The sequence below is a fragment of the Bradyrhizobium sp. LA2.1 genome, from assembly GCF_040547725.1.
In the GTDB taxonomy this organism is placed as follows: domain Bacteria; phylum Pseudomonadota; class Alphaproteobacteria; order Rhizobiales; family Xanthobacteraceae; genus Bradyrhizobium; species Bradyrhizobium barranii.
Genome location: NZ_JBEPQI010000010.1, coordinates 121671 through 144115 on the forward strand (window position 1 = coordinate 121671; position 22445 = coordinate 144115).

Annotated in this window: 21 protein-coding genes; 9 read left to right on the plus strand and 12 right to left on the minus strand. The window is 63.5% G+C overall.

Annotated features, from left to right (window positions below; all coding sequences use genetic code 11):
- The first annotated feature begins 1 nt into the window (after position 1).
- Together ABIB95_RS21070 and ABIB95_RS21075 are read left to right on the plus strand one after the other, a co-directional pair.
- Entirely contained in the window at positions 2-889 is an 888-nt protein-coding gene (locus tag ABIB95_RS21070) for an alpha/beta hydrolase family protein (RefSeq protein WP_354241751.1), read from the plus strand.
- 22 nt (positions 890-911) lie between these two features.
- Positions 912-1496 carry an invasion associated locus B family protein gene (locus ABIB95_RS21075; protein ID WP_063981855.1) on the plus strand — a complete coding sequence of 195 codons (585 nt, stop codon included), beginning with the start codon at positions 912-914 and terminating at the stop codon, positions 1494-1496.
- A 14-nt stretch (positions 1497-1510) separates the two neighbouring features.
- Here the strand turns inward: ABIB95_RS21075 and ABIB95_RS21080 are convergent, their stop codons facing one another.
- Both ABIB95_RS21080 and ABIB95_RS21085 read right to left on the minus strand, forming a co-directional pair.
- Positions 1511-1879 (minus strand): response regulator transcription factor, encoded by a 369-nt coding sequence (locus tag ABIB95_RS21080; protein WP_354241755.1) that lies wholly within the window; start codon positions 1877-1879, stop codon positions 1511-1513.
- A gap of 183 nt (positions 1880-2062) precedes the next feature.
- On the minus strand, positions 2063-2686 hold the full coding sequence (locus ABIB95_RS21085; protein WP_354241758.1) for a response regulator transcription factor: 624 nt from the start codon (positions 2684-2686) through the stop codon (positions 2063-2065).
- A 221-nt stretch (positions 2687-2907) separates the two neighbouring features.
- Between ABIB95_RS21085 and ABIB95_RS21090 the strand changes: the two genes are divergently transcribed.
- On the plus strand, positions 2908-3591 hold the full coding sequence (locus ABIB95_RS21090; protein ID WP_063981852.1) for a helix-turn-helix domain-containing protein: 684 nt from the start codon (positions 2908-2910) through the stop codon (positions 3589-3591).
- A 195-nt stretch (positions 3592-3786) separates the two neighbouring features.
- Here ABIB95_RS21090 and ABIB95_RS21095 read toward each other — a convergent pair whose 3' ends face one another.
- The 6 genes from ABIB95_RS21095 to ABIB95_RS21120 all read right to left on the minus strand — a co-directional run bounded on the left by ABIB95_RS21095 (position 3787) and on the right by ABIB95_RS21120 (position 10273).
- Entirely contained in the window at positions 3787-4230 is a 444-nt protein-coding gene (locus tag ABIB95_RS21095) for a potassium channel family protein (RefSeq protein ID WP_354241762.1), read from the minus strand.
- A gap of 40 nt (positions 4231-4270) precedes the next feature.
- Positions 4271-5383: an acetate kinase gene (locus ABIB95_RS21100; protein WP_354241765.1), complete on the minus strand. Its 1113-nt coding sequence runs from the start codon at positions 5381-5383 to the stop codon at positions 4271-4273.
- A gap of 170 nt (positions 5384-5553) precedes the next feature.
- Positions 5554-6642, minus strand: coding sequence for an AI-2E family transporter (locus tag ABIB95_RS21105; protein WP_354115791.1), 1089 nt, complete (start codon positions 6640-6642; stop codon positions 5554-5556).
- Positions 6643-6893: 251 nt separating this feature from the next.
- Positions 6894-7766 carry an ABC transporter permease gene (locus ABIB95_RS21110; RefSeq protein ID WP_354241768.1) on the minus strand — a complete coding sequence of 291 codons (873 nt, stop codon included), beginning with the start codon at positions 7764-7766 and terminating at the stop codon, positions 6894-6896.
- A complete protein-coding gene (locus tag ABIB95_RS21115; protein ID WP_028149199.1) occupies positions 7763-8704 on the minus strand; it encodes an ABC transporter permease in 942 nt (313 codons plus the stop codon). The genes ABIB95_RS21110 and ABIB95_RS21115 overlap by 4 nt, the downstream gene beginning before the upstream one ends.
- A 57-nt stretch (positions 8705-8761) precedes the next feature.
- On the minus strand, positions 8762-10273 hold the full coding sequence (locus tag ABIB95_RS21120) for an ABC transporter substrate-binding protein (protein ID WP_283017296.1): 1512 nt from the start codon (positions 10271-10273) through the stop codon (positions 8762-8764).
- Positions 10274-10504: 231 nt separating this feature from the next.
- On the opposite strand from ABIB95_RS21120, the gene ABIB95_RS21125 reads away from it, so the two are divergent.
- From ABIB95_RS21125 to ABIB95_RS21145, 5 genes are read left to right on the plus strand one after another with little or no spacing between them, the layout of a single operon-like run.
- A complete protein-coding gene (locus tag ABIB95_RS21125; protein ID WP_354241771.1) occupies positions 10505-11713 on the plus strand; it encodes an ROK family transcriptional regulator in 1209 nt (402 codons plus the stop codon).
- Positions 11710-12486, plus strand: a complete 777-nt coding sequence (gene nagB / locus ABIB95_RS21130) for a glucosamine-6-phosphate deaminase (RefSeq protein WP_354241778.1) — start codon at positions 11710-11712, stop codon at positions 12484-12486. The genes ABIB95_RS21125 and nagB overlap by 4 nt, the downstream gene beginning before the upstream one ends.
- Positions 12483-14078, plus strand: coding sequence for a gamma-glutamyltransferase (gene ggt / locus ABIB95_RS21135; RefSeq protein ID WP_354241781.1), 1596 nt, complete (start codon positions 12483-12485; stop codon positions 14076-14078). Before nagB ends, ggt begins: the two co-directional genes overlap by 4 nt.
- A 36-nt stretch (positions 14079-14114) precedes the next feature.
- Positions 14115-15740 carry a dipeptide ABC transporter ATP-binding protein gene (locus ABIB95_RS21140; RefSeq protein WP_354241784.1) on the plus strand — a complete coding sequence of 542 codons (1626 nt, stop codon included), beginning with the start codon at positions 14115-14117 and terminating at the stop codon, positions 15738-15740.
- Between the two features lie 33 nt (positions 15741-15773).
- The gene (locus ABIB95_RS21145) at positions 15774-17003 is read left to right on the plus strand and encodes a Gfo/Idh/MocA family protein (RefSeq protein ID WP_028149204.1); all 1230 of its coding nucleotides are present in this window, start codon (positions 15774-15776) and stop codon (positions 17001-17003) included.
- A 92-nt stretch (positions 17004-17095) separates the two neighbouring features.
- On the opposite strand, the gene ABIB95_RS21150 is transcribed toward ABIB95_RS21145, so the two are convergent.
- From ABIB95_RS21150 to madL, 4 genes are all read right to left on the minus strand, one after another.
- Complete coding sequence (locus ABIB95_RS21150; RefSeq protein ID WP_354115798.1) at positions 17096-18244, minus strand: ABC transporter substrate-binding protein; 1149 nt, start codon at positions 18242-18244, stop codon at positions 17096-17098.
- Between the two features lie 465 nt (positions 18245-18709).
- Positions 18710-19396, minus strand: a complete 687-nt coding sequence (locus tag ABIB95_RS21155; RefSeq protein WP_085402438.1) for a GntR family transcriptional regulator — start codon at positions 19394-19396, stop codon at positions 18710-18712.
- Complete coding sequence (gene madM / locus ABIB95_RS21160; protein ID WP_354123480.1) at positions 19397-20161, minus strand: malonate transporter subunit MadM; 765 nt, start codon at positions 20159-20161, stop codon at positions 19397-19399.
- Complete coding sequence (gene madL / locus ABIB95_RS21165) at positions 20158-20598, minus strand: malonate transporter subunit MadL (RefSeq protein ID WP_354241789.1); 441 nt, start codon at positions 20596-20598, stop codon at positions 20158-20160. Before madL ends, madM begins: the two co-directional genes overlap by 4 nt.
- Positions 20599-20791: 193 nt before the next feature.
- On the opposite strand from madL, the gene mdcA reads away from it, so the two are divergent.
- Positions 20792-22438, plus strand: a complete 1647-nt coding sequence (gene mdcA, locus ABIB95_RS21170; RefSeq protein WP_354241792.1) for a malonate decarboxylase subunit alpha — start codon at positions 20792-20794, stop codon at positions 22436-22438.
- Positions 22439-22445 lie beyond the last annotated feature (7 nt).

Genomic DNA, 22445 nt, shown 5'->3' on the forward strand with positions numbered 1-22445 from the left:
GATGCGCTCGCTTCTGGCTGTAACGCTTCGATCCCTGGCGACCACCCTGCTCGTTCTGGCCTCGCTCTCCGCCCCAACGCGGGCTGAGGACGAGGTCCGAATCCAGGAAGAGATCTGGGCTCTGCCGCTGCCGTTGCCGATGTTCGCCTATCTGGTGCGCCCGGTCGGCGACGGCCCTTTCCCTCTGGTGATCATGAACCACGGCGTCTCTCTCAATCCGACCGACCGGAGCTTCTTCCCGCTGGTGGAATTCCGTGACGCTGCAAAGTGGTTCGCCAAGCGCGGCTATCTCGTGGTCGCACCGGTCGGGAGCGGCTATGGCGCCGCGGCCCTCGACATTCCCGAGCGCGCGCTCTATGGGCCATTCTTTTCCAAGGTCGGAAAGTGCACGAACCCCAACTTCCATGATGCGGGCCTCGCAGTCGCCAAGGTCGATCTCTGGATCATCGACTACATGGCCGCCGAGAAACGCATCATTCCAAAGGACGTGATCGTGGTCGGCCAGTCCGCCGGAGGCTGGGCTTCCATCGCCTTGTCCAGCGTGAACCCACCACAGGTGAAGGCCATCATCACCTTCGCCGCCGGCCGCGGCGGGCGGGTCGGCGGCAAGCCGAATAACAATTGTGCATCCGACAAGCTGGTCGAGGCGACCGCGGATTTCGGCAGCACGTCGCGGGTGCCGATGCTGTGGATCTACATCGAGAACGACACGTTTTTCGGCCCCGACCTGTCGAAGCGCATGCATGCAGCATTCACGGCGGCAGGTGGCCGCGCCGAATATCATCTGATGCCGCCGTTCGGCAGCGAGGGCCATTTCTTCATCGGCTCGCCGGACGCGATCCCGCTGTGGTCGCCGCTGGTGGCGAAGTTCCTCGACGCGCAGAAATAGAGTTCAGGTTCGGAGGCACATCATGCCAAGTCCCCGCAATTGTCTCTCCGGCCTGCTGGTCGTCGCGGTCGCCGGAAGCGCGACATGTGCCGGCATCGCCGCACCGAAATCCGCGCAGGCCGACAAACCCGCCGAGGTCGCGACGCGCGGCCAGCGCGAGGCAAAGGACATCGTCTACGGAGACTGGCAGAAGCTCTGCTTCAAGGCAGGCGGTGCGCCGACGCTGTGCCGGACGTCGATCACCGGCAAGTTTCCAACCGGCCAGACGGCTGTTCGCGTGGACCTGATCGAGCGCGAAGGCACTCCCTCGGCAAGGCTGCAGCTCTTCGTGCCCGTCGGCATGTACCTGCAACAGCCGGCGAAGCTGACCGTCGACCAGGGCAGCCCCCTCCGCATCCCCTACAGCTGGTGCCTGACCAACGCCTGCATTGCGGCCGACGTCGCGCCTCCCGCGATCATCAAGGAAATGGAGTCAGGGAAGACACTCGCCCTCGAGGTCGTCGATTCAAACCTTCTGGCATTGACGACCTCGGTGCCGCTGGCGCAGTTCGCGTCCGTCCACAAGGGCGCACCGGCCAGGACGCTCGAGCAATATGTCGACGAATGAGCGGCCGTGCTGCGTTACGCAGCCGACGCACGCGCCACCGACTCGATCAGGGACTGCGCCGTGAATGGCTTGACCAGATAGGCAATGCATCCGGACGCGACCGCCGCCGCGCGGTTCGTCGAGCTGTCATTTCCGGTGATGTAGATCACCGGTGCGGTGACACCCTCCTCGGCCAGTTGCCGGCGCAGGTCGATGCCGGACCTTCCGTTCAGGTCGATATCGAGAACGATGCAGATCGCCTTGTCGAAGCTGCCGTGATGGAGCAAGGCTCCAGCAGAGTCGAAGAGCGTCGCGGTAAAGCCATGCTCGCGGAGCAGTCTGTTCACGCTGGTCCGGATGGACGGATCGTCATCGACGACAAAAACAGAGTCACGCTCTGGCAAGGAAGTGCCCCTTCGAGACGAATGACTGATCACGGCGGCGCCGGCACCATATTTGCCTGGGCTACTTGCGTGTCAGGCAAAGCGCCGCATTCGCCGCCCTGCATGGCAGCACCGCACCAACGAATTTCATATTGTCTCTTGGGGAAGTCACACCGCGGGAACTGTGCCGTGACGACAAATCAGCTAATCGTCGCTCGTATCGAGCATTCCAAGCCGTTCCGCGATCGAAACGAGCTCCGCCAGCGAACGAACCTGCATCTTCTCCATCACCTGGTGGCGGTGCGCCTTCACGGTGCGCTCGGTGGTTCCAAGCTCATGCGCGATCTGCTTGTTGATCCTGCCGCGGACGATGAGATCGAACACCTGACGCTCGCGATGCGTCAATGCGGCGAGGTGAATGCGGAAGGTCTCGAGCCTTCCGCGACGCGCCTGCGCGGTGTGCTGGCGCACCATCGCGCGCTCAATCGCAGCGATCAACTGCTCGGAGGATACCGGCTTGGTCAGGAAATCCTCCGCGCCGGCCTTGATGGCCTGCACCGTGGTTGGCGTGTCGGCGTGTCCGGTCAGGAATATGATTGGCAGCGTCGAGCCCGCCGCGACTAAGCGGGTCTGCAAGTCGGGGCCGCTCAGCCCCGGTATCCACACGTCGAGCAGGATACATCCCGGCTGCGCGTCATCAGGCGCCGCATCCAGCAAATCCTGCGCCGATGCGTAGGTCGCAACGTCGTAGCCCGCGAGCTTCAACCGGCGCGCGATCGCCGTCCGGAAGGAATCGTCGTCGTCCACCACGTGAACAAGGCCGGGCACGCATCACCTCTTGCTGAATTCCGACAGCTTCTCAATCCGCGCAACAACCTCCCAACAGGCGTCCACGCTGTCCCTTGGTACAATGAACCTTGGGACAATGGATGAGAATGCCGCCTTAGTCGTAAATCAACTTCGACGGGAGTGGGACGGCGCGGCGCATTCCCAGCGGCGAGACTTTTCGTCCGACAGACCAATTCGGCGATGAGCTGAGGAGTTGGCCTATGTTCGTTCGCATTGCAGCGGATTCGACGCCGCGTCCCAACTCCCTTCGTGACCTCGGCATGACCAGCGATTCAAATGCGCTCGTCAGTTTAAGCCAATTTACCTATAAAAAAGGCAGCGAAATCTACGGGGAGAGAGAGCCCGCCGAATATGTCTATCAGGTGACGTCCGGTGCGGTGCGAAGCTACAAGCTGCTGTCGGACGGCCGCAGGCAGATTGGCGCCTTTCACCTCGCCGGCGACATTTTTGGCCTGGAGAACGGCAACGAGCACCGCTTCACCACGGAAGCGATCGTCGACACCACGGTGCGCCTGGTCAGACGGCAAAGCCTCGAAATGGTGGCCGAAAGCGATGCGATGGTGGCCAGAAACCTCCTCAGCATGACCACGAACAACCTCCAGCATGCGGAGGACCACATGCTGCTGCTGGGCCGCAAGACCTCGCTGGAGCGGGTCGCGGCGTTCCTGCTCGAGATGGACGGGCGGTTGACGGCGTCCGGCGTCATGGCGCTGCCGATGTCGCGGCGCGATATCGCCGATTACCTCGGCCTGACGCTGGAGACGGTATCCCGCGCGCTGTCACGGCTCCATGAGCTCGGCGCCCTCGGCTTCGTCGGCAACACCCAGCGTCAGATCGTGCTGCTGGATCGGCACCAGCTTGCAAGCCTCGACCTGCAGCCTTGAGCGGGCCGACACCGGCGAATGGCACAAACTGCACATCACACCGGTACCGTCCGATGCTAGCCTCTTCCGATGTGGAACGAGACCGCATTTCGGATCGCAGTCGTTTTGTTCGGGACGCTGCCGGTGGCGTTCACGGCCATGATCCTTTTCCTGGGGTGAGCCCGGCTTTGACCGAAGCCTCCATCGGTATCAGGATCATTTAAGGCCAGGCGCCTGGGTTACACCGAGGTGCTCGAGAGTCTTGCGCAAGACCTCGAACAGGATGGCGGCCGACCAGCCGAACAGCAGGACACCATTCATAGCCGTCAACGGGCCGATGAGGCGCCATTCGCGCACCGGCGTGATATCGCCGTAGCCGAGCGTGGTGTAGTTGACGAAGGCGAAATAGAGCGCATCACTGCCCGGTGCGGCGGCCTGAACGACTTCATACATCAGAGCCCACACCAGAACCTCCAGCGTATGCGCGACCTGCAACACCACGGCTGTCGCGACCATGACACCCATCAGGTGCGCTCTTGGTCTCCTGGTTTGCCGCAAACCCGCGCCGCGGGCGATCCCGATGGCGACGATGGTCACCAGCGCATGGATTCCGATATTGATCACGCTGACCAGCGTACCGACGAGGAATTGAAGAAGCATCGAGCGCCGCCAATCCTTTTCAGCTTTCCGGGAAGCTGCCTCAACGTGGCGACGGCCCGTTCAACAAGAGCGCCAACGTGTGCCGCGCGATGGTCAATTCATCGTCGGACGGGAGCACGTAGAGAGGGATACGACTATCGCGGCGCGAGATCAGCCGTGCGTTATGGGCGTTGGCCTTCGCATCCAGTATAGCACCGAGCCAACTCAGCCTTTCGGCGATGCGCGCGCGGATCGCGGTCGAGCCTTGGCCGATCGCGCCGGTGAAAACAAAGGCGTCAAGCCCCTCCAGCGCGGCCGCGAGCAGGCCGGCGTTGAGGCCGGCGCAGTAGGCGAGGTGCTCGACGGCCTGTTCTGCTCGCAGAAAACGAGCCGCCGCACCGTCGTCACCCGGATTGGTGAACAGAAATACGTCGCCGGGATCGATTTCGCCCGCGGAATAGTCCGACGGCGATGCGCCAAGAGCATAGAATCCATTCGTGCTTTCGACGCTGCGGCCTTCCTTCAGCGCGCACATCGAGCTGGTGTCGCCGAGGCACGCAACGATCACGCGGCGCGCGGCAATCTCGGGGGCCTCGAGCGTCAGAGCTCGTGCGATCGACTCGTAGCAAAGACCGTGGGCCCCGTAACGCCTTACGTCACCTGCGCAGAGTTGATGCGCAATAGGATAGCTGCCGTTCGCCACCACCGTGCCGAGATGGAACGCAGTATCGAAGCAGGCGACTTGCGGTAGCGCCGGATGATTGGCCTGCATGATACGGATTGGCGCGAGATTATACGGCTGAAGCTGCGGCGCGAGTGCAATCAGCCGTTCCAGACGCGCCATCACGGCGTCATCGATCAGGGCCGGCCGGGCGTCATCTGGTCCTCCCTGAGCGACGCGATGCCCCACGGCCAACGGCTGGATTCCCAATTCGTCCCGCAGCCAGCTATCGACAACCGCGCATGCCGCCGGGATGTCATCGACGTCGTCGTTCTGATAGGTGCGGTGCGCCAACGGATCGCCGTTCGCTCTGCTCGCCCTGAGGCGCGGATGGCGGCCCAGCCCGTCAAGCCGTCCCTTGATTTGTCGTTCCAACCTCCCCTCGCCTCGTACGGAGAAGAGCTGGAAGTTCACCCCTCCTGCATTCGCATCGATGGCAAGGATCGCATCCATGGCGGTCAGTCGACGGCCGTCATCGCCGGGGACGTTTGCCCGAATGCGCAATCCCGCTGCGACGTTTGATGGGCCATCGACATGCCTGCGGTCAGATCTGGCTTCACCTGATCAAGGCGCATCGGGTGTCGAGAGGATTGACTTAGGTCAAAGGTGATGCGTGCGGAGATTCAGGTCTCTTCCGGCCTTTTCGGCGCAGCGGCGCGGTCGTTTCGGATCCAGGCCGCCGCGAGTTCCCAGGCGACCGACAGGATGATCGGCCCGATGAAGAGGCCGATGATTCCGTGCGCGAGCGTTCCGCCGATCACCCCGATCAGGATCACGATCGTCGGCGTGGTCAGGCCGCGCCCCATGACGATGGGTTTCAGGATGTTGTCGAGGATGCCGACGGCGCCGAGGAAGACGGTCAGGAGCACCGCCGTGGTCACGTCCTTGTCCATCCAGATCCAGACGACCACGGGGAAGAGAACGAGGAAGGGGCCGATCTGCACGATCGACAGCAACAGGACGAGGAATGCCAGCAGGCCGGCACTCGGGGCGCCTGCGAGCTTGAAGCCGATGCCGGCCAGTAGCGACTGCACGATTGCGACACCGATGATGCCCTGCGACACCGCGCGGATGGTCGCGCCGGCGAGCTCCAGAAAATGCTCGCTCTGCTCCGGTACGACCCGGAACAGGAAGCCGCGCACCGCGTCGACGAGCTGCGGACCGTAGGGAAAGAGGAAGCCGGCGACGAATACCGACAGCAGGAACTGGAGCGTGCCGACACCGGCATCACCGGCGAGCGACAGCATCATCCCGGCAAGCGGTTTCAGATACGGCATCACCTCGCTCAGCGCCGCGCGAATATTGCTGTTGGCCTGGGTCCAGAGATCGTAGAGCTGGGGGCCGATCAGCGGCCAGCTCTTGATCTGTTCGGGCGCCTCCGTAAGCGTGAGATCGCCGCTGCTGATCTGGCCCGCGAGATCCTTGATCCCGTCGACTGCGCTCATGCCGAGCCAGGCCGCAGGACCAATGACGATGCCCAGCGTAACCAGCGTGAGAATGGACGCGGCGGTGCGCGGGCGGCCCCCGAGGCGCTTGGCAAGCCAGCCGAAGACTGGATAGAACGCCACCGCGAGTACCGCACTCCAGGCCAGGATTGGCACGAAGGGGCGGATGATGAGGAAAGTCCACAGGATCAGCAGTGCCAGCAATCCGAGCCGGATCACGAGCTGGATGATGCCGTCGATGGACCGATGCTGGCGAAGAGTGTTCAAGGCCTGTGTCCGGGCAGCGCTCCTGCTGGAAACCTAGCGGCCCCTATCCCGCGGCTTGCTTGATACAGATCAACGGCGCGCCAAATGCTCGCGCCAATACACGCTAGTCTACGACGAGCACGTCATCGACCTGTGTCATCGGATCTGCGCGCTGCAGCGCTCGGACGAGACAGGCTTTGCTCCGCCGCCTGAAATCAAACAGCCCTAAGGCCACGCTGCAGAGTCCTCAGCGGAACAGGCTCGTCTTCCATCTAGTGCCTGGGATTGAGGGCATCATTCAGGCCGTCACCCATCAGGTTGAAGCCGATGACGAGCGCAATGATCGCGAGGCCGGGCCAGAAGGCCATCCATGGCGCCTCGCCGAGAAATTGCCTGGCAACGTCAAGCATGGCGCCCCATGAGGGGGCCGGAGGAAGCTGGCCAAGCCCCAGAAAGGCCAAGCTCGCCTCGGCGAGAACTGCAATCGCCATGGTCAGCGTCGCCTGCACAATCGTCGGCGCAAGCACGTTCGGCAGCACCTGTCCGGTCAGGATGGCGAGATGGCCGAGGCCCTGGGACCGGGCCGCCGCGATGTAATCCTCGGTGCAGACAACCAGCGTCTCGGCACGCGCGACACGAACGAACACCGGCACGGCGGAAATGCCGATGGCAATCATCGCATTTTGCAGGCTGGGGCCCAGGAACGCGGCGAGCGCAATCGCCAGCACCAGAAAGGGGCAAGCGAGCAGCGCATCGGCGAAGCGCGAGATCACCATGTCGGTGAGGCCGCCGAAATAGCCGGCCATGAGACCAAACGGAAGGCCGATCAGCACCGCGACCGTCACGGAGACGATGCCGGCGGAAAGCGAGGCTTGCGTGCCGAAGATCACGCGCGACAGCACGTCCCGACCGAGATCGTCGGTGCCGAACCAATGTGCCGCACCGGGTGCCGCGCGAATCGCCATCCAGTCCGGCGAGTTTGGATCGTACGGCGCAATCCACGAGGCAAACACCGCCAGCACGACGAAGAACAGGATGATCGTGGCCCCGATGACGGCGGATGGTTCGCGCAACAGGCGACGAATTTCCGAAGGAGCGGCGGCGCGTGCCTGACTTGCGACCGGCACCGTCTCAATCGTGCTCATGACCTGAGCCTCGGATTGAGCAGCACATAGGCCACGTCGGCAATCAGGCTCATCAGGAGGAATACGGCTGCTGTGCAGAGCACGACCGCCTGAACCACGGCATAATCGCGGCTGAACACGCCGTCGACGACCATCTTGCCGAACCCCGGGATGGAAAAGACCTGCTCCGTCAACACCGCGCCGGCCAGCAATTCGCCAAATTGCAGTGTGCCCAGCGTGACCACGGGGATCAGCGCGTTCGGCAACGCGTGACGCAGCACGATGGTGCTTTCGCGGACGCCCTTCGCGCGGGCGGTGCGCACGTAGTCCTGCTTCATCGCCTCGATCATCGCGCCGCGGACATGGCGCATCATGATCGCAGCGGTGCCCGTGCCGAGCACCAAGGCGGGCATCAGCATCGAAAGCAGGTTGCCTCCCACGCTCTCGGACGGCGGAACGAAACCTCCGGCCGGAAGCCAGCCGAGATTCACCGAGAACAGAAGGATCAGCATGATCCCCAGCCAGAAATGCGGGATCGACAGTCCGGCAAGCCCGAACAGACTGGCGCCGTAGTCGAAGGGCGTCCCGCGCCCCAGCGCCGCGAAGATCCCGATCGGCAACCCGACGAGCAGCGCGACCAGCATCGACAGCATCGCGAGCTCAGCGGTCACCGGCAATTTTTCGGCCAGCATGGTGCCGATCGGCAATCGGGTGCGTACCGACGTGCCGAAGTCACCGTGCACCAGGGCTTTCAGCCAGACGGCGTATTGCACCGGGATCGGATCATTGAAGCGATACTTCTGCCGAAGATATTCAACGACTTCGGGATTACGCTCTTCTCCGGCGAGCGCCAGCGCAGGATCGCCGGGCAGCAGTTTCTGCAGACCGAACACCATCATCGACACCAGCAACAGGGTCGGCAGCAGGACGGCAAGCCGGCGCAGAAGCAAGCTCTTCATCGGGGCAGACTGGTCCTCACCAGGGCGAGCGCATCGGCGGGCGCGAGGCGTTGCGCATCAATTCACAGGCCTGACACCGACCAGACGCAACAAACCGTCCGGCACCATGACGATGCCGCCGACCGATTTGCGGGCCGCAAAGAACCAGTTCGGGTGATGGAGGGGAATCGACGAGAGCGCCGTCAGGTAAATGTCCGTCGCTTTGGCGTAGAGTGCCTTGCGCTTGGCTTCGTCAGCCTCGCCCCGGGCCTGGTTCAGGATCGCATCGAGATCCTTGTTGCAGTACTTGTTGACGTTCTGGGAGCCCGCGCAACTGAAAAAGGCGACCAGCGTCGGGTCCGGGTCAGCGCGGCCGCTCCAGTTGCCGATATAGGCTTCGAAATTGCCGTTCATGTAGCGCTCGATGGCAGTGGTCGTTTCCATGGGCAGCAGCTTGACGTCGAAACCGGCCTCGCCCGCCATCGACTGTATGATCTGTGCGACCCGGGAATCGCCGGCCGTATTCTCGTACTGGATCTCGACCGGCACGCGAGTCATTCCGGCGGCGGCAATCATTGCCTTGGCCTTGGCAACATCGCGAGCCGGCGCCTTGCGCGCGCTATCGTAGAACGGAGATGACGGCGGGATCATCTGGTTATCCGCCAGGAACTCGCCGTTGAAGGCGACGCGGTTGATGACATTGCGATCGATCGCCAGCTCAAAGGCCTGACGCAGCGTCGAGTTCTTGCCGAGTGGCGTATCGGCCTTCGCGCCCGCGCCGACATTGAACATCAGATGCGAGACGGCAAGTCCCTGGCCGGAATGCAGGGCGAGGTTGGGATCGTCGCGCACGGTCTTGAGATCGGTCGGCGCGATACGCTCCGCGAGATCGAGATCGCCCGCCCGGACGCGTGACAATCGCACGGTCGAGTCGGGAACGTAGTAGTAGACGACCTCGTCATAGCCGACCCGTGCAGCGTCCCAGTAGCCGGGATATTTCTTGACCCGAATGAGGTCGCGCGACTTGCGCTCGGCAAATTGATACGGACCGGCACAGACCGGCGCGGCTGCAAATTCCCCGGCTTTCTCCGTGGCGGCCTTAGGCGAGACCATCATGCCGGCACGATCGCTGAGATTGGCAAGCAGCGGCACGAATGGCTCCGACAGGTTGAACTTCACCTTGTCCGCGGCAAGCGCTTCGACGCTCGCGACCGGCGCCAGCTCGGCCTTGCGCTTGGAATCCGGCATCGACTTCATGCGCTCGATATTGAACTTGACTGCCGCTGCATCGAACGCGGTGCCATCGTGGAACGTGACATTCTTGCGCAGCGTAAACGTGATCGACTTGCCGTCCGCGGACCACTCCCATGCCTCCGCCAGCTGCGGCACGATCTTGAGGTCGGGGGAGATATCGACAAGCTTGTCGCACAGCGCCGCAAACACGAAGCGACCGGAGTAAGTGCCGCTGAGTGCCGGGTCGAGCGCATCGGGATCGTCCTGAATGCCGACCCGCAATGTCGCGGCACTCGCCGAGACCAGGCCCGATGCGATCATCAGAATTGCCGCCAACGCCGTGCCCGTCCGCTTCATACGGAATTCCTTTCGTCGCACGCCTATCCCAAGGCTTCCAAGGCTCTGCTGTTGAAGGTCAAGACAAGCACGACTGAACCTATTTGTAAACATCTCGAACAAATCACCCTGGGATATGGAACTAAATTACAATACCTCGCTTTTGAAGGCGAAAAATCCTTGCACTGCACCCCTTGACGACGGATCAGGCGAGGTATTAGTTCGGTGTATTGACTAATTGGATTGAGGCCCATGCCAGACGCCCCCTCATCGCCCGTTGCGCGACAGCAATCCGTGCGCCTTGTGGTTGAGCGCCTGCTGCGCGATCGCTCGGTATCGCGCGCCGAAATCGCCCGCAGCACGGGCCTGTCCAAGCAGACCATCTCCGAAGTGATGCGTGATCTCGAGCGCGACGGCTGGGTCCATGAGGACGGTCAAATTCAGGGCAGCGTGGGGAGAAGCGCCGTCACCTATGCGCTCCGGCCGGACGCCGCCTTCGTGCTCGGCATCGACCTTGGCGGCACGAAACTGCACGTCGCACTTGCCGATCTGCACGGTGAGATCGTCGCCGAGAGCATCGAACCGACATCCGGCGACGGCGGCGCTGCCGTGGTCGCACAGATCGATCGCATGAAGGATGCCCTGCTTCAGCGTGCGTCCGTATCGGCGCAACGCTTGCGCGGCGGCGTGATGGGAAGTCCGGGGATGGTCGACCCAGCGTCGGGCAGCATCGCCATCGCGCCCAATATCCCCGGACTGGATAGCCTGGACGTGAGGGCCGCGCTGCGCGAACGGCTCGGAATCGACGTCGCCATCGAAAATGACGTCAATCTCGCCGCAATCGGGGAGCATTGGCGCGGCAACAGCCGCAAGGCGCGCAGTTTCGCCTTCATCGCAGTCGGCACCGGCATTGGCATGGGCATCTTTTCGAACGGCTATCTCGTGCGCGGCGCACGCGGGGCGGCCGGCGAGATAGCCTACCTGCCGCTTGGGGGCGATCCCTACGATGCGCGCGGTCTTCGGTTCGGCACCCTGGAAACCGCGATCGGCAGCGCCGGCATTGTCGAACGCTACATCGGGCTCGGCGGCGCGCCCGGCAGTACCGTGCGCGATGTCTTCGATCGGCTCGCGGTCGAGGAGGCGGCACGAGTGACGATCGACGAGATCGGCCGGATCCTCACGACCGCGATCCTGGCGGTGCACAGCATCCTCGATTCGGAAATCATCATCATGGGCGGCAGCATCGGCGCGCGGCCCGAGTTGAAGGTCCGGATCGATGAACATCTGGGACGCTGCATGCGCGAGCCTGTTCGTATCGAGCTCAGCGCGCTCGGCAATCGCGCCACGCTGATCGGCGCGATCGGCAGCGCGATCGACCTCGTGCATCGCTCGTTGTTTGGCATCGGCAAGGATGCGGGCCCGCTGGCCCTTCCTTTCACGGCAGCAGATGTCGCGGCATGAAGGAGCAGGCGCCGAGAATCGAGATTGTCGGCAATGCCGCCGCCGTCGCGGAACGCGCAGCCGCGCTCGTCATCGCGCGGCTGCACGATCGGCGGCCGGTTACCCTCGGCCTTGCGACCGGAGCGACAATGGCGCCGCTCTATGCCCGCCTTGTCGCCGCGACCCGCGCCGGCCTCATCTCATTCCGAACGGTGTCGAGTTTCAACCTCGATGAATATGTGGGCGTCGCACCCCAATCGCCCGGAAGCTTCCATGCCTATATGCAGCAGCACTTGTTCAGGCATGTGGATATGGAAGCCGGTCGGGCAAAGATCCCCGATGGCACGGCCGACGACGTCGCCGCCGAGGCCGCGCGCTATGAGGCGCAGATTGCGGCTGCCGGGGGCATCGACCTCCTGCTCCTCGGCATCGGCGCCAACGGCCATATCGGCTTCAATGAGCCAGGTTCGGATTTCGCCTCACGTACCCGCGAGGTCAGACTCGACGAGGCCACCCGCATCGCGAATGCCATCAATTTTCCTGATCCGGCGTCGGTTCCCGAACGTGCGATCACAATGGGCATAGCGACAATCCTGGAGGCTCGGAGCATCCTCCTGATCGCCAAGGGACCGGAGAAAGCGGCCGCAGTCGCAGCCGCAATCGAGGGTCCGATCGCAGCAGCTTGTCCTGCCTCGGCACTCCGCCTGCACGGCAACGTCGATATCCTTTGCGATGAACCGGCTGCCGCAGCCCTCGCCACGCGGCCCCACAACAACAATCGGAGAAGGGCATGAGCTGGGGACAGCGCGATTTCATGGTGCCGGGGCGCTCGCTGGCGGTGGGCGACCGGGGCATGGCCGCGACCTCTCATCCGGCTGTCACGCTCGCTGCGGTCGAGATCCTGCGCAGTGGCGGCAATGCAGTCGATGCCGCCATTGCCGCGATCGCCCTCCAGGGTGTCATTGATCCGCATATGACCGGCATCGGCGGCGACTGTTTTGCGATCTATGCTCCCGCCTCCGGCAAACCCGTCGCTGTCAACGGCTCGGGCCGAGCGCCGGCGAAGGCCGAACTCGGCTGGTTTCGGCAACGCGGGCTGGCGTCGATCCCGGACGATTCACCCCATGCAGTCACAGTTCCGGGTGCGGTCGATGCCTGGTGCCGCCTCTCTGGCGACTATGGTTCAAAGGGCCTGGACGAGGTTCTGGCGCCGGCGATCCGCGCGGCCGAGACCGGCTTTGTGGTGACGCCCCGCGCCGCGCTGGATTGGGCACGCTACGCCGATCGCATCGAACGACATCAGACCGGCGTACCGGTCTATCTACCCGGTGGCGCTACACCCGTCGTCGGCAGCAAGCTCAATCATCCCGCACTCGGCGCGACGCTGCGCCGGATTGCACGCGAGGGACGCGCCGCGTTTTACGAAGGTGCCGTCGCCGAAGAAATCGTCGCGACATTGAAGGCGCTGGGCGGAATGATGCAGCTTGAAGATTTCGCAAGTGCCCGATCGGAGTACGTCGAGCCGATCAGCGCCGACTACCGCGATCATCAAATCCTGCAATGTCCGCCGAACGGACAGGGCGTCGCAGCGCTGCTGATCGCCCGCATCCTTGCCGGCTTCGACATGGCCAATCCGGCGCTCGGCGAGGCGGATCGCATTCACCTCCTTGCCGAGGCAACCAAGGCGGCCTACCGGCAGCGTGACGCGCTGGTCGCCGATCCGGCATTTCGTCCGCTCGATGTCGACTCGCTGCTCTCGGAGGCGTCAGTTGCGGCATTGCGCTCCGCCGTCGACCTGAAGCGTGCCAGCGCATCAGCGGATTTTGACATGCCTGTTCATCGTGACACGGCCTACGTTGCGGTCGCCGACCGCGACGGCAACATGGTATCCTTCATCAATTCGCTTTTCTTCGCGTTCGGCAGCGGCATCTACGCTCCTCGCGCTGGCGTGCTATTGCAGAACCGGGGTTCGGGATTCTCCCTTCTCGAAGGACATCCCAATGCGATTGCGCCGCGAAAACGTCCCTTTCACACCATCATTCCGGGTCTGCTGACGAAGCATGGCAAGCCGATCATCGCCTTCGGCGTGATGGGTGGACAATACCAGGCGGCGGGACATATGCAGATCCTGAGCGGCGTGCTCGACCGTGGGCTCGACATTCAGCAATCCTCGGATGCGCCGCGCAGCTTTGCGTTTGATGGCACGCTGAGCCTCGAACCCACGATTCCCGGCTCCGTCGCCGACGAATTGATTGCGCGCGGTCATCGCGTGATCTGGGCGGACGAACCGCTCGGAGGTTGTCAGGCCGTGCACGTCGATCTTTCCAGGGGCGTCATTCTCGGCGCGTCGGACCATCGCAAGGACGGCATTGCACTGGCGGCGTGACCAGGATGAGAAAGACGTGATGTCGGATCGGGCAGCATGAGCGAGACAACAGAGGCGATCCTGTCGATCGAGCGGCTGACGCTGGCGCTGCCTGCCGGCGGAGATCGTGCCTCTGCCGTCGAGGACGTTTCGCTTGCCCTGTATCCGCGGCAAATTCTCTGCGTCGTCGGTGAATCCGGCTCCGGTAAATCGGTCTGCGCCTCTGCCGTCATGGGCCTGCTGCCCAGGGCCATTCGCCCGGTTGCAGGGGCCATACACTTTGAGGGGCGCGATTTGCTGAACCTCCCCGCAGCAGAATGGCGGACGTTGCGCGGGCGACGCATCGCGATGATCTTCCAGGAACCGATGACAGCGCTCAATCCTGTGATCAGGATCGGCGACCAGATCATGGAAGCGTTCGAGGCGCACGGACAATTCACGCCAACCGAGCGGCAGGCCCACTTGCGCGCCCTCCTCGAAGAGGTAGGCATGCGCGATCTCGAGCGGATCATCCGCAGCTACCCGCATCAATTGTCGGGTGGCCAGCGTCAGCGTGCCATGATCGCAATGGCCCTTGCGCTCGAACCATCGATCCTGGTCGCGGACGAACCAACCACGGCACTCGACGTCACGACACAGGCACAGATCCTTCGATTGATCCGGGACATTCAGCAGCGACGCGGAATGGCGGTGCTGTTCATCACCCATGATTTCGGCGTCGTCGCCGACATCGCGGACCGCGTCGCGGTCATGGAAAAGGGTCGCGTCGTCGAACAGGGGTCCGTGGAGGACGTGCTCGAACGCCCGCAGCATCCCTATACGCGTCGGCTGCTCGCCGCGGTGCCCGGCGGGACCCCGCCGGTCCGGGTCCGGGTCGAGGACGAACCGATCGCCTGCGCCGCGACTGGACTTGCGAAGATCTATCGTGGCAGCGACTGGTTCAGCTCGCAGACCGAGGTCGCAGCCGTAAAGAATGTGACCTTCGAAATCCGGCGCGGCGAGACGCTCGGCCTGGTCGGAGAGTCCGGCTCGGGCAAGAGCACGATCGGTCGGCTGGTGATGCGTCTCACCGACGCCGATGCCGGCGTGGTCCGTATCGGCGAACTGGATTTCTCCGAGGCTCGCGGTGCCCGCCTGCGGGCCGCCCGCAAGCATGTCCAAATGGTATTCCAGGATCCTTTCGCCTCGCTCAATCCACGTCGCCGCGTCGGGCGAATTATCGCCGACGGGCCGATCGCGCACGGCGTCCCGCCGGCGCAGGCCTTCGCGCGTGCCGGGGAACTGCTGGCGCTCGTGGGTCTCGACCCGAGCGCCGCGCGACGCTTTCCGCATGAATTCTCCGGAGGGCAACGCCAGCGGATCGGAATTGCGCGCGCGCTGGCGCTCGACCCGGAGGTGCTGGTGGCCGACGAACCGGTGTCGGCACTCGACGTCTCTGTCCAGGCGCAGGTGCTCACCTTGCTCGAGACATTGAAGGTACGGCTGCGGCTGGCGGTGCTGTTCATCACCCACGATCTCAACGTCGCGGCCCAGGTCTGCGATAGGATCGCAGTGATGCGCCTCGGAGAAATCGTCGAGATCAGGCCGACGGTAGATCTGCTGGAACGGCCGGAGCATCCCTACACGCAGGCACTGCTGGCCGCGATCCCGGGCAGGCAACGCAGAACGCCCACGTCGGTCTGAACCACCACATTTTCATTGAAGGAGGTCTCTGACATGCAGAAGCTCACGGAACTTCCAATGCTGCGCATCGGCCTTGTCGGCAGCGGCTTCATTGCCGCATTCCATCTGCAGTCCATGCTCGGCGTGCGCAACGTCAGCGTCGGCGGCGTCTACAGCCGTTCCGCCGAGCGGCGGACACGCATTGCCGACAAGGCGCGCAATCTTGGCCTTGGGCCGGCGCATGTGTTTGACAGCATCGAGGCGATGGCAATGTCCGGCGAGGTCGATGCGCTTTGGCTGCTGACGCCGAACGACAGCCGCCTCGACATCATGCGCGAGATCCACCGCGTGACCAAGGCCGGAGCTCCCCTGCGCGCCATTGCCTGCGAAAAGCCACTCGCCCGCACGCTTGCCGAAGCACGGGAAATGCGCAGGCTCGTCGAAGATGCAGGCCTGCTTCACGGTTATCTGGAGAACCAGCTTTTCTCGACCGCGGTGATGCGCGGCAAGGACATCATCTGGCGGCGGGCCGTACCCGGAAGTGGACGTCCCTATCTCGCGCGTGCCGCCGAGGAGCATTCAGGACCGCACGAGCCGTGGTTCTGGCAAGGCGACAAACAGGGAGGGGGCGTGCTCTCCGACATGATGTGCCATTCGGTCGAGGTCGCACGCTTCATGCTGACCGCGCCCGGCGCAAAGCGCGACTCCCTACGGCTGGTCAGTGCCAGCGCCACGACCGCCAATCTCAAATGGACGCGCCCCCACTATGCTGCCGACCTCAAGAGGCGAATGGGTGTCGATTTCACCAAACGTCCGGTCGAAGATTTCGCGCGCGGGATACTTACGATGGAAGATACCGACGGGCATCAATTGATGATCGAGGCGACAACCTCATGGGCGTATGTCGGCGCGGGCTTGCGCATCCAGCTTGAATTGCTTGGTCCCGAATATTCGATGGAGTTCTCCTCGCTCTCAACGGGCCTCAAAGTCTTCCTTTCCCGCGCGATCAGCGGATCAGAGGGCGAAGACCTCGTCGAGAAGCAGAATTCCGAGCAAGGTCTGATGCCGGTTGTCGAGGACGAAGCCGGCATCTACGGCTACACCGACGAGAACCGCCATATGGTGGAGGCATTCAGGCGAGGCATGAGTCCGGCAGAAACCTTCGATGACGGGGTCGGCGTCATGGAAATGCTTATGGGGCTCTATCGCTCCGCGGAACTTGGCCGAACCATCCACTTCCCCGACCCCGAACTCGAACACTATGTCCCTCTCGTGGCGCGCTGACGGCGTGACGCCTTGTCCTCCAGGCCGAGGAGTCGAGATCACCGACGAGAAGCTCGGCTTCAACATCGTGTCTTCCCGAGGATGGCGCGCTGCTATTTCGCCAAGCGGAACTTCCCGCCCTCGACCTTGATCAAAAAGGCTGAGCGTTCATCATAGCCGTTGTGGTCGGTCTTGCTCATGTTCGACAGCCCGTTGTTGAGATAGACGTTCTCCCCGCGCTCGAGTTCGTCCCGCAGAGCTGCACGAAACTCGGGCGTGCCCGGCTTCGTCGTCTTCAGCGCGTTCGGAGCAGCTTTCCCGATCAGCGCGACGACATCCCAGAGGTGAGCCGCGAACATATTGGGCTTCTGACCGTTCACCGCCTCATAGGCGGTCACGAACTGCTCCGTCGCGTGACGAAACGGGTCTCCCGCCGGAAGATCGGCCGCAACGGTAAAGGCCTCGCCGGCGAAAATAGCGCCTTCGACGGCCGCGCCTCCGAGCTTGATGAACTCCTCGCTGGCCACGCCATGCGTCTGAAATATCTTTCCGGTGTATCCGCGCTCACGGAGCGCCTGTTGCGGCAGGACCGCCGGGGTGCCTGCGGAAGCAATGAAGACGGCGTCAGGATTCGTCGACATCACCTTCAACGCCTGGCCGGTGACGCTGGTGTCCGCACGCGCGTAGACTTCATGCGTCGTCACCGTCAGGCCCAAGGTCGGCGCAAGGCGGCTCACCTCCTTATAGTAACCTTCGCCATACCCATCCGAAACACCGATAAAGCCAAGCGTCTTCGCGCCGGATTTCGCGATGTATTTGAGAATAGCGCTCGCCATCAGGTCATCGTTGGGGACGACCTTGAAGGCCCAGGCCCGTTTGTCGTCCAGCGGCTGAACGATGGCGGTGGCGGCCGCAAGCGATAGCAGCGGCGTCTTCGACTCCAGCGCGACGTCGAGCATCGGCATGGTCACCGGCGTCAGAGAAGACCCGACCAGCACATCGACCTTGTCCTGGATCACGAGCCGGCGCGCGTTCTGGATCCCTTTGGTGGAATCAGACTCGTCGTCCAGGATGATGTAGGTCACCTTCTCTCCGCCGATCTCTTTTGGCAGAGCTGCGACAGTCTTGAGCTGGGGTTGCCCCAACGCAGATCCCGGGCCGGTGGCCGAAATCACAATTCCGACTTTAATTTCCGCATGCGCCGCGTATCCATAAAGTACGCAGGCCACAACAAGACAAACTCGCGTCAAACCGATCGTCATGCAGCTCCTCCCTGTCCGCCCCGGTACTTCGGCCAGTTGTGTCGGCCCCCGCGGGCGGCATCAAGGACCCGGAGGAGATCGTCCGATGTTCAGGCCCTGTCCCGGGGTTACGAGCAACCAGGCGAGCGACCCTAAGCGGATCGCAGGGCCGTGTCTGTCCCTATGCCTAGGGACAAGGACCAGCGTCTCAAGCCAGGCGCCGGCCCAAGCCGCAGGAGTACGGTCCGTTGCGTATGTTTTGCTTCGGACTATTAGCCTAACAGCTTCCTGATACCTGTCAGACCGGCACGCAGGAACGGATCTGAGTGGATGTAGAAATATTTGACGCCGCGCTCAAGCCGCTCGGCGCGATGCGAGCGCGGCGCGCCTCGATCAGGCAGAATGAGTACGCGACCTTACCAATGGTCCATGCCTGCGGCCGCCGGATGCGGTCATGCTATCGACCCGATCGTGCGATCGGGCTACTCAGCCGAGGCGATCATCGATGTAGCGCCTGAGCGCGGACGCGGCATTCAGCATATGCGCACGCATTCGGCGGGCTGCGGTCTCTCCGTCACCTTCCGCGATCGCCTGCATGATGGCGTCATGCTCGTCGCGGGACTTGCGAATGCGATCGCCCTGCCGCAATTGGGTGCGGCGGAAGGCGCTGAGCCGCGAACGCACGTCCTGCGCCTGCTCGGCGAGAAACGAGTTGTGCGTTGCCCGGTAGATGCATTCGTGGAATTCGCGGTTGAACGCGTCATAGGCATCGACATCGTTGGCCTCGACCATCTTCAACGAGGCGTCATGGAGTTCGATCAGATGGCTGCGCTCGAGCGGGGTCATGCGATAGGTCGCGAGCCTGACGCACATGGCTTCCACCTCGGCGCTGGTCTCGAACATGTCCATGATGCGCTCCGGCGTCATCCGCGCAACGACGAGGCCGCGGCGGCCGCGCACCTCGACGAGGCCGCTGACCACGAGCTGGCGAAGCGCCTCCCGCACCGGCGTGCGGGAAGCTCCAAAACGATCGGCAAGCTGCTGCTCTTCCAGGGCCGAACCGGCGACGAGCGCACCTGAGGCAATCTCGTCCGTAAGCGCATTCCGGATGCGATCGGAGAGCAGCCCGCCATCGTCCTCCGCGTCGACTGCGACCTTCAATACTTCTGCCATTCAGCCTCCCGTGATCGCGCGCACCGCGAAGTAAAGGATCGAGGGCGCGACCAGGCATCCGAGCCCGGTGTGGAATGTCGCCGTCAGCGCACCGTAGGGCACCAGACGTCGGTCCGTCGCCGCCAACCCTCCAGACACGCCGCTGACCGTTCCCATCAAGCCGCCAAACACCATCGCGCTACGCGGATTGTTCAGGCCGATCATCTTCGCCACAAAAGGCGTGCCGATCATGACGATCACCGCCTTGAATACACCGGTCGCGATCGAGAGCGCAATAACCGGTGAGGATGCGCCGATCGCCGCGCCCGTGACCGGGCCCACGATGTAGGTGACCGCACCGGCGCCGATCGTCGTCAGCGATTCCGCGTCAGTGTAGCCAAACGCCGCGGCGACGAACACGCCGAGAATGAACGGCACCACCGTTCCCAGTCCGAGTGCGACCGCACCGATCGCCCCGGCCTTGCGCGCATGGACGACATCGACCTCGAAGGCGGTGGCGACGATGGCGAAATCGCGCAGCATCGCTCCACCCATCAGGCCGATCCCGGCCAGGGCCGGCAGATCGGCCACGCCCTTCTCGCCGCCGGTGGAGATGCCTCCCCAAAACGCCAGCGCAAGGCCCAGCATGATCGCGATCGCCGAGGCGTGAATGCGCCCGAAGGTGAGATATTTCGAGATCGCCCCGGAGATCCACATCAGGATTCCGACGACCGCGAACGCAGTGATCAGCGCATTGGCGGCGAGAATATGAGACATCATGATCATCCGATCCTCCCGGACTTGAAGTGGGGCATCGGTGCAGCGAGCGCCTCGGCCTCTCGCGCCTCGATCTCGTCCATGGTCTCGACACGACCGCTGAACCGCCCGATCAGGGCCACCATAGCGAAACACACCGCGACCGCGCCGATCCCCGCAATGACGACGATCGGACCGCCTTTTGCCGCGGCGACCACGTTCTGCTGCGCGGCCATGGCGACCACGATCGGAATGTAGAAGCTGCCCCAGAACTCGACGCCGGTCTTGAGCCCGTGGCTGAGTATGCCGTGCCGCACCAGCCAGAGCCGGGCCGCGATCAAGAACATCATGGCGATGCCCACGCCGCCGACATTGGCCTTCACACCGAGGGCGACGCCGAGCAGGTCCCCCAACAGGCCCCCTAAGAGGGTGCAGATCGCGCGCAGCGCTACGCCGGAAATGGTCACGGGCGCCTCCCCTCGGCGAGCAAGGCACGATCCCCAGGACTTGGACTATCTGCATGCATTCGCATCGTAAATTCCCTCCTGTGTATGCGAATATCCATCGCTTATGGGTTTGTGTATACACTAATTGACATTTGAAGGCAATACGCATACATTACGGCAATCGAAAGCCAACCCCGCATGCCAAGGAGCCGAAATGAGCGATTGGGGTATGCAAAAGGCCGCCCTGGCGGAGCGCCTGACGGCCGGCGGCCAGCACGCCGAGGGCAAGATGGTGCCCATCGCGAACCTGCCTGCATTCCTGAGGGCCGTGATCCGGTCAGGGGACCGGGTGTGCCTGGAGGGCGATAATCAGAAGCAGGCCGACATCCTCGCCTCGGCGCTCGCGAACCTCGACCCCCAGGATGTCCATGACCTGCACATGGTGCAGTCGGGGGTGGTCCTGCCCTCCCATCTCGACATTTTCGACAAGGGAATCGCGCGGCGCCTCGACTTCTCCTATTCGGGCCCGCAATCGGCCCGCATCGCGCGCATGCTGTTCGGCCGCAAGATCGAGCTCGGGGCCGTGCACACATACCTCGAGCTGTTCGCCCGGTATTTCATCGATCTCACGCCGAACGTCGCACTCATCGCGGCGGTGAGCGCCGACAAGGACGGCAATCTCTACACGGGGCCGAACACCGAAGACACGCCGACGGTGGTCGAGGCGACGAGCTACAAGAACGGTCTCGTCGTGGCGCAGGTCACCGAAATCGTCGACAAGGTGCCGCGCGTCGATATTCCCGGCGACCTCGTGCATTTCGTGGTCGAGGCCGGCAGACCGTTCTATGTCGAGCCGCTCATCACCCGCGACCCGGCCGCGATCACCGAGACCCAGATCCTGACCGCAATGCTCACGATCAAGGGCATCTACGCACCCTACGGCGTGCGCCGGCTCAACCATGGCATCGGCTTCAATACCGCCGCGATCGAGCTGCTGCTGCCGACTTATGGCGAGAGGCTCGGCCTCAAGGGCAAGATCTGCACCCATTTCGCGCTCAATCCGCATCCCACGATCATTCCGGCGATCGAATCCGGCTGGGTCGACCAGATCCACTGTTTCGGCTCGGAAGTCGGCATGGAGGATTACGTCGCGGCGCGTTCCGATGTCTTCTTCACGGGTCCCGACGGCTCGCTGCGATCGAACCGCGCCTTCTGCCAGACGGCGGGCCTCTATGCCTGCGACATGTTCATCGGATCGACGCTCCAGATCGACCTCGAGGGCCACAGCTCGACGGTGACGACCAGCCGCATCGCCGGCTTCGGCGGCGCGCCCAACATGGGCTCCGATCCGCGCGGCCGGCGCCACCCGAGCGAACCCTGGCTCAAGGCCGGCGCCGAAGCCGATCCCGACTCCAACGCGGCGCTGCGCCGCGGCCGCAAGCTGGTGGTGCAGATCGGCGAGACCTTCGGCGAGCGCAATGCGCCGCTGTTCGTCGAGCGGCTCGATGCGCTCGACCTGGCACGCGAGCTCAAGCTCGATCTCGCGCCGGTCATGGTCTACTCGGACGACGTCACCCACATCGTCACCGAGGAAGGCATCGCCAACCTCTTGATGTGCCGTAGCAAGGACGAGCGCGAGCAGGCGATCCGTGGCGTTGCCGGCTACACCGACATCGGACGCGCGCGTGATGCGAAGCTGGTCGAACAGCTCAGGCAGCGCGGCGTGATCCAGCGCCCCGAGGATCTCGGCATCGATCCGCTCGACGCCGACCGGCGCCTGCTGGCGGCCCGCTCGATCAAGGACCTCATGCTGGCCTCCGGCGGTCTCTACCGCCCGCCCAGCCGCTTCCGCAATTGGTGAGGAGTTT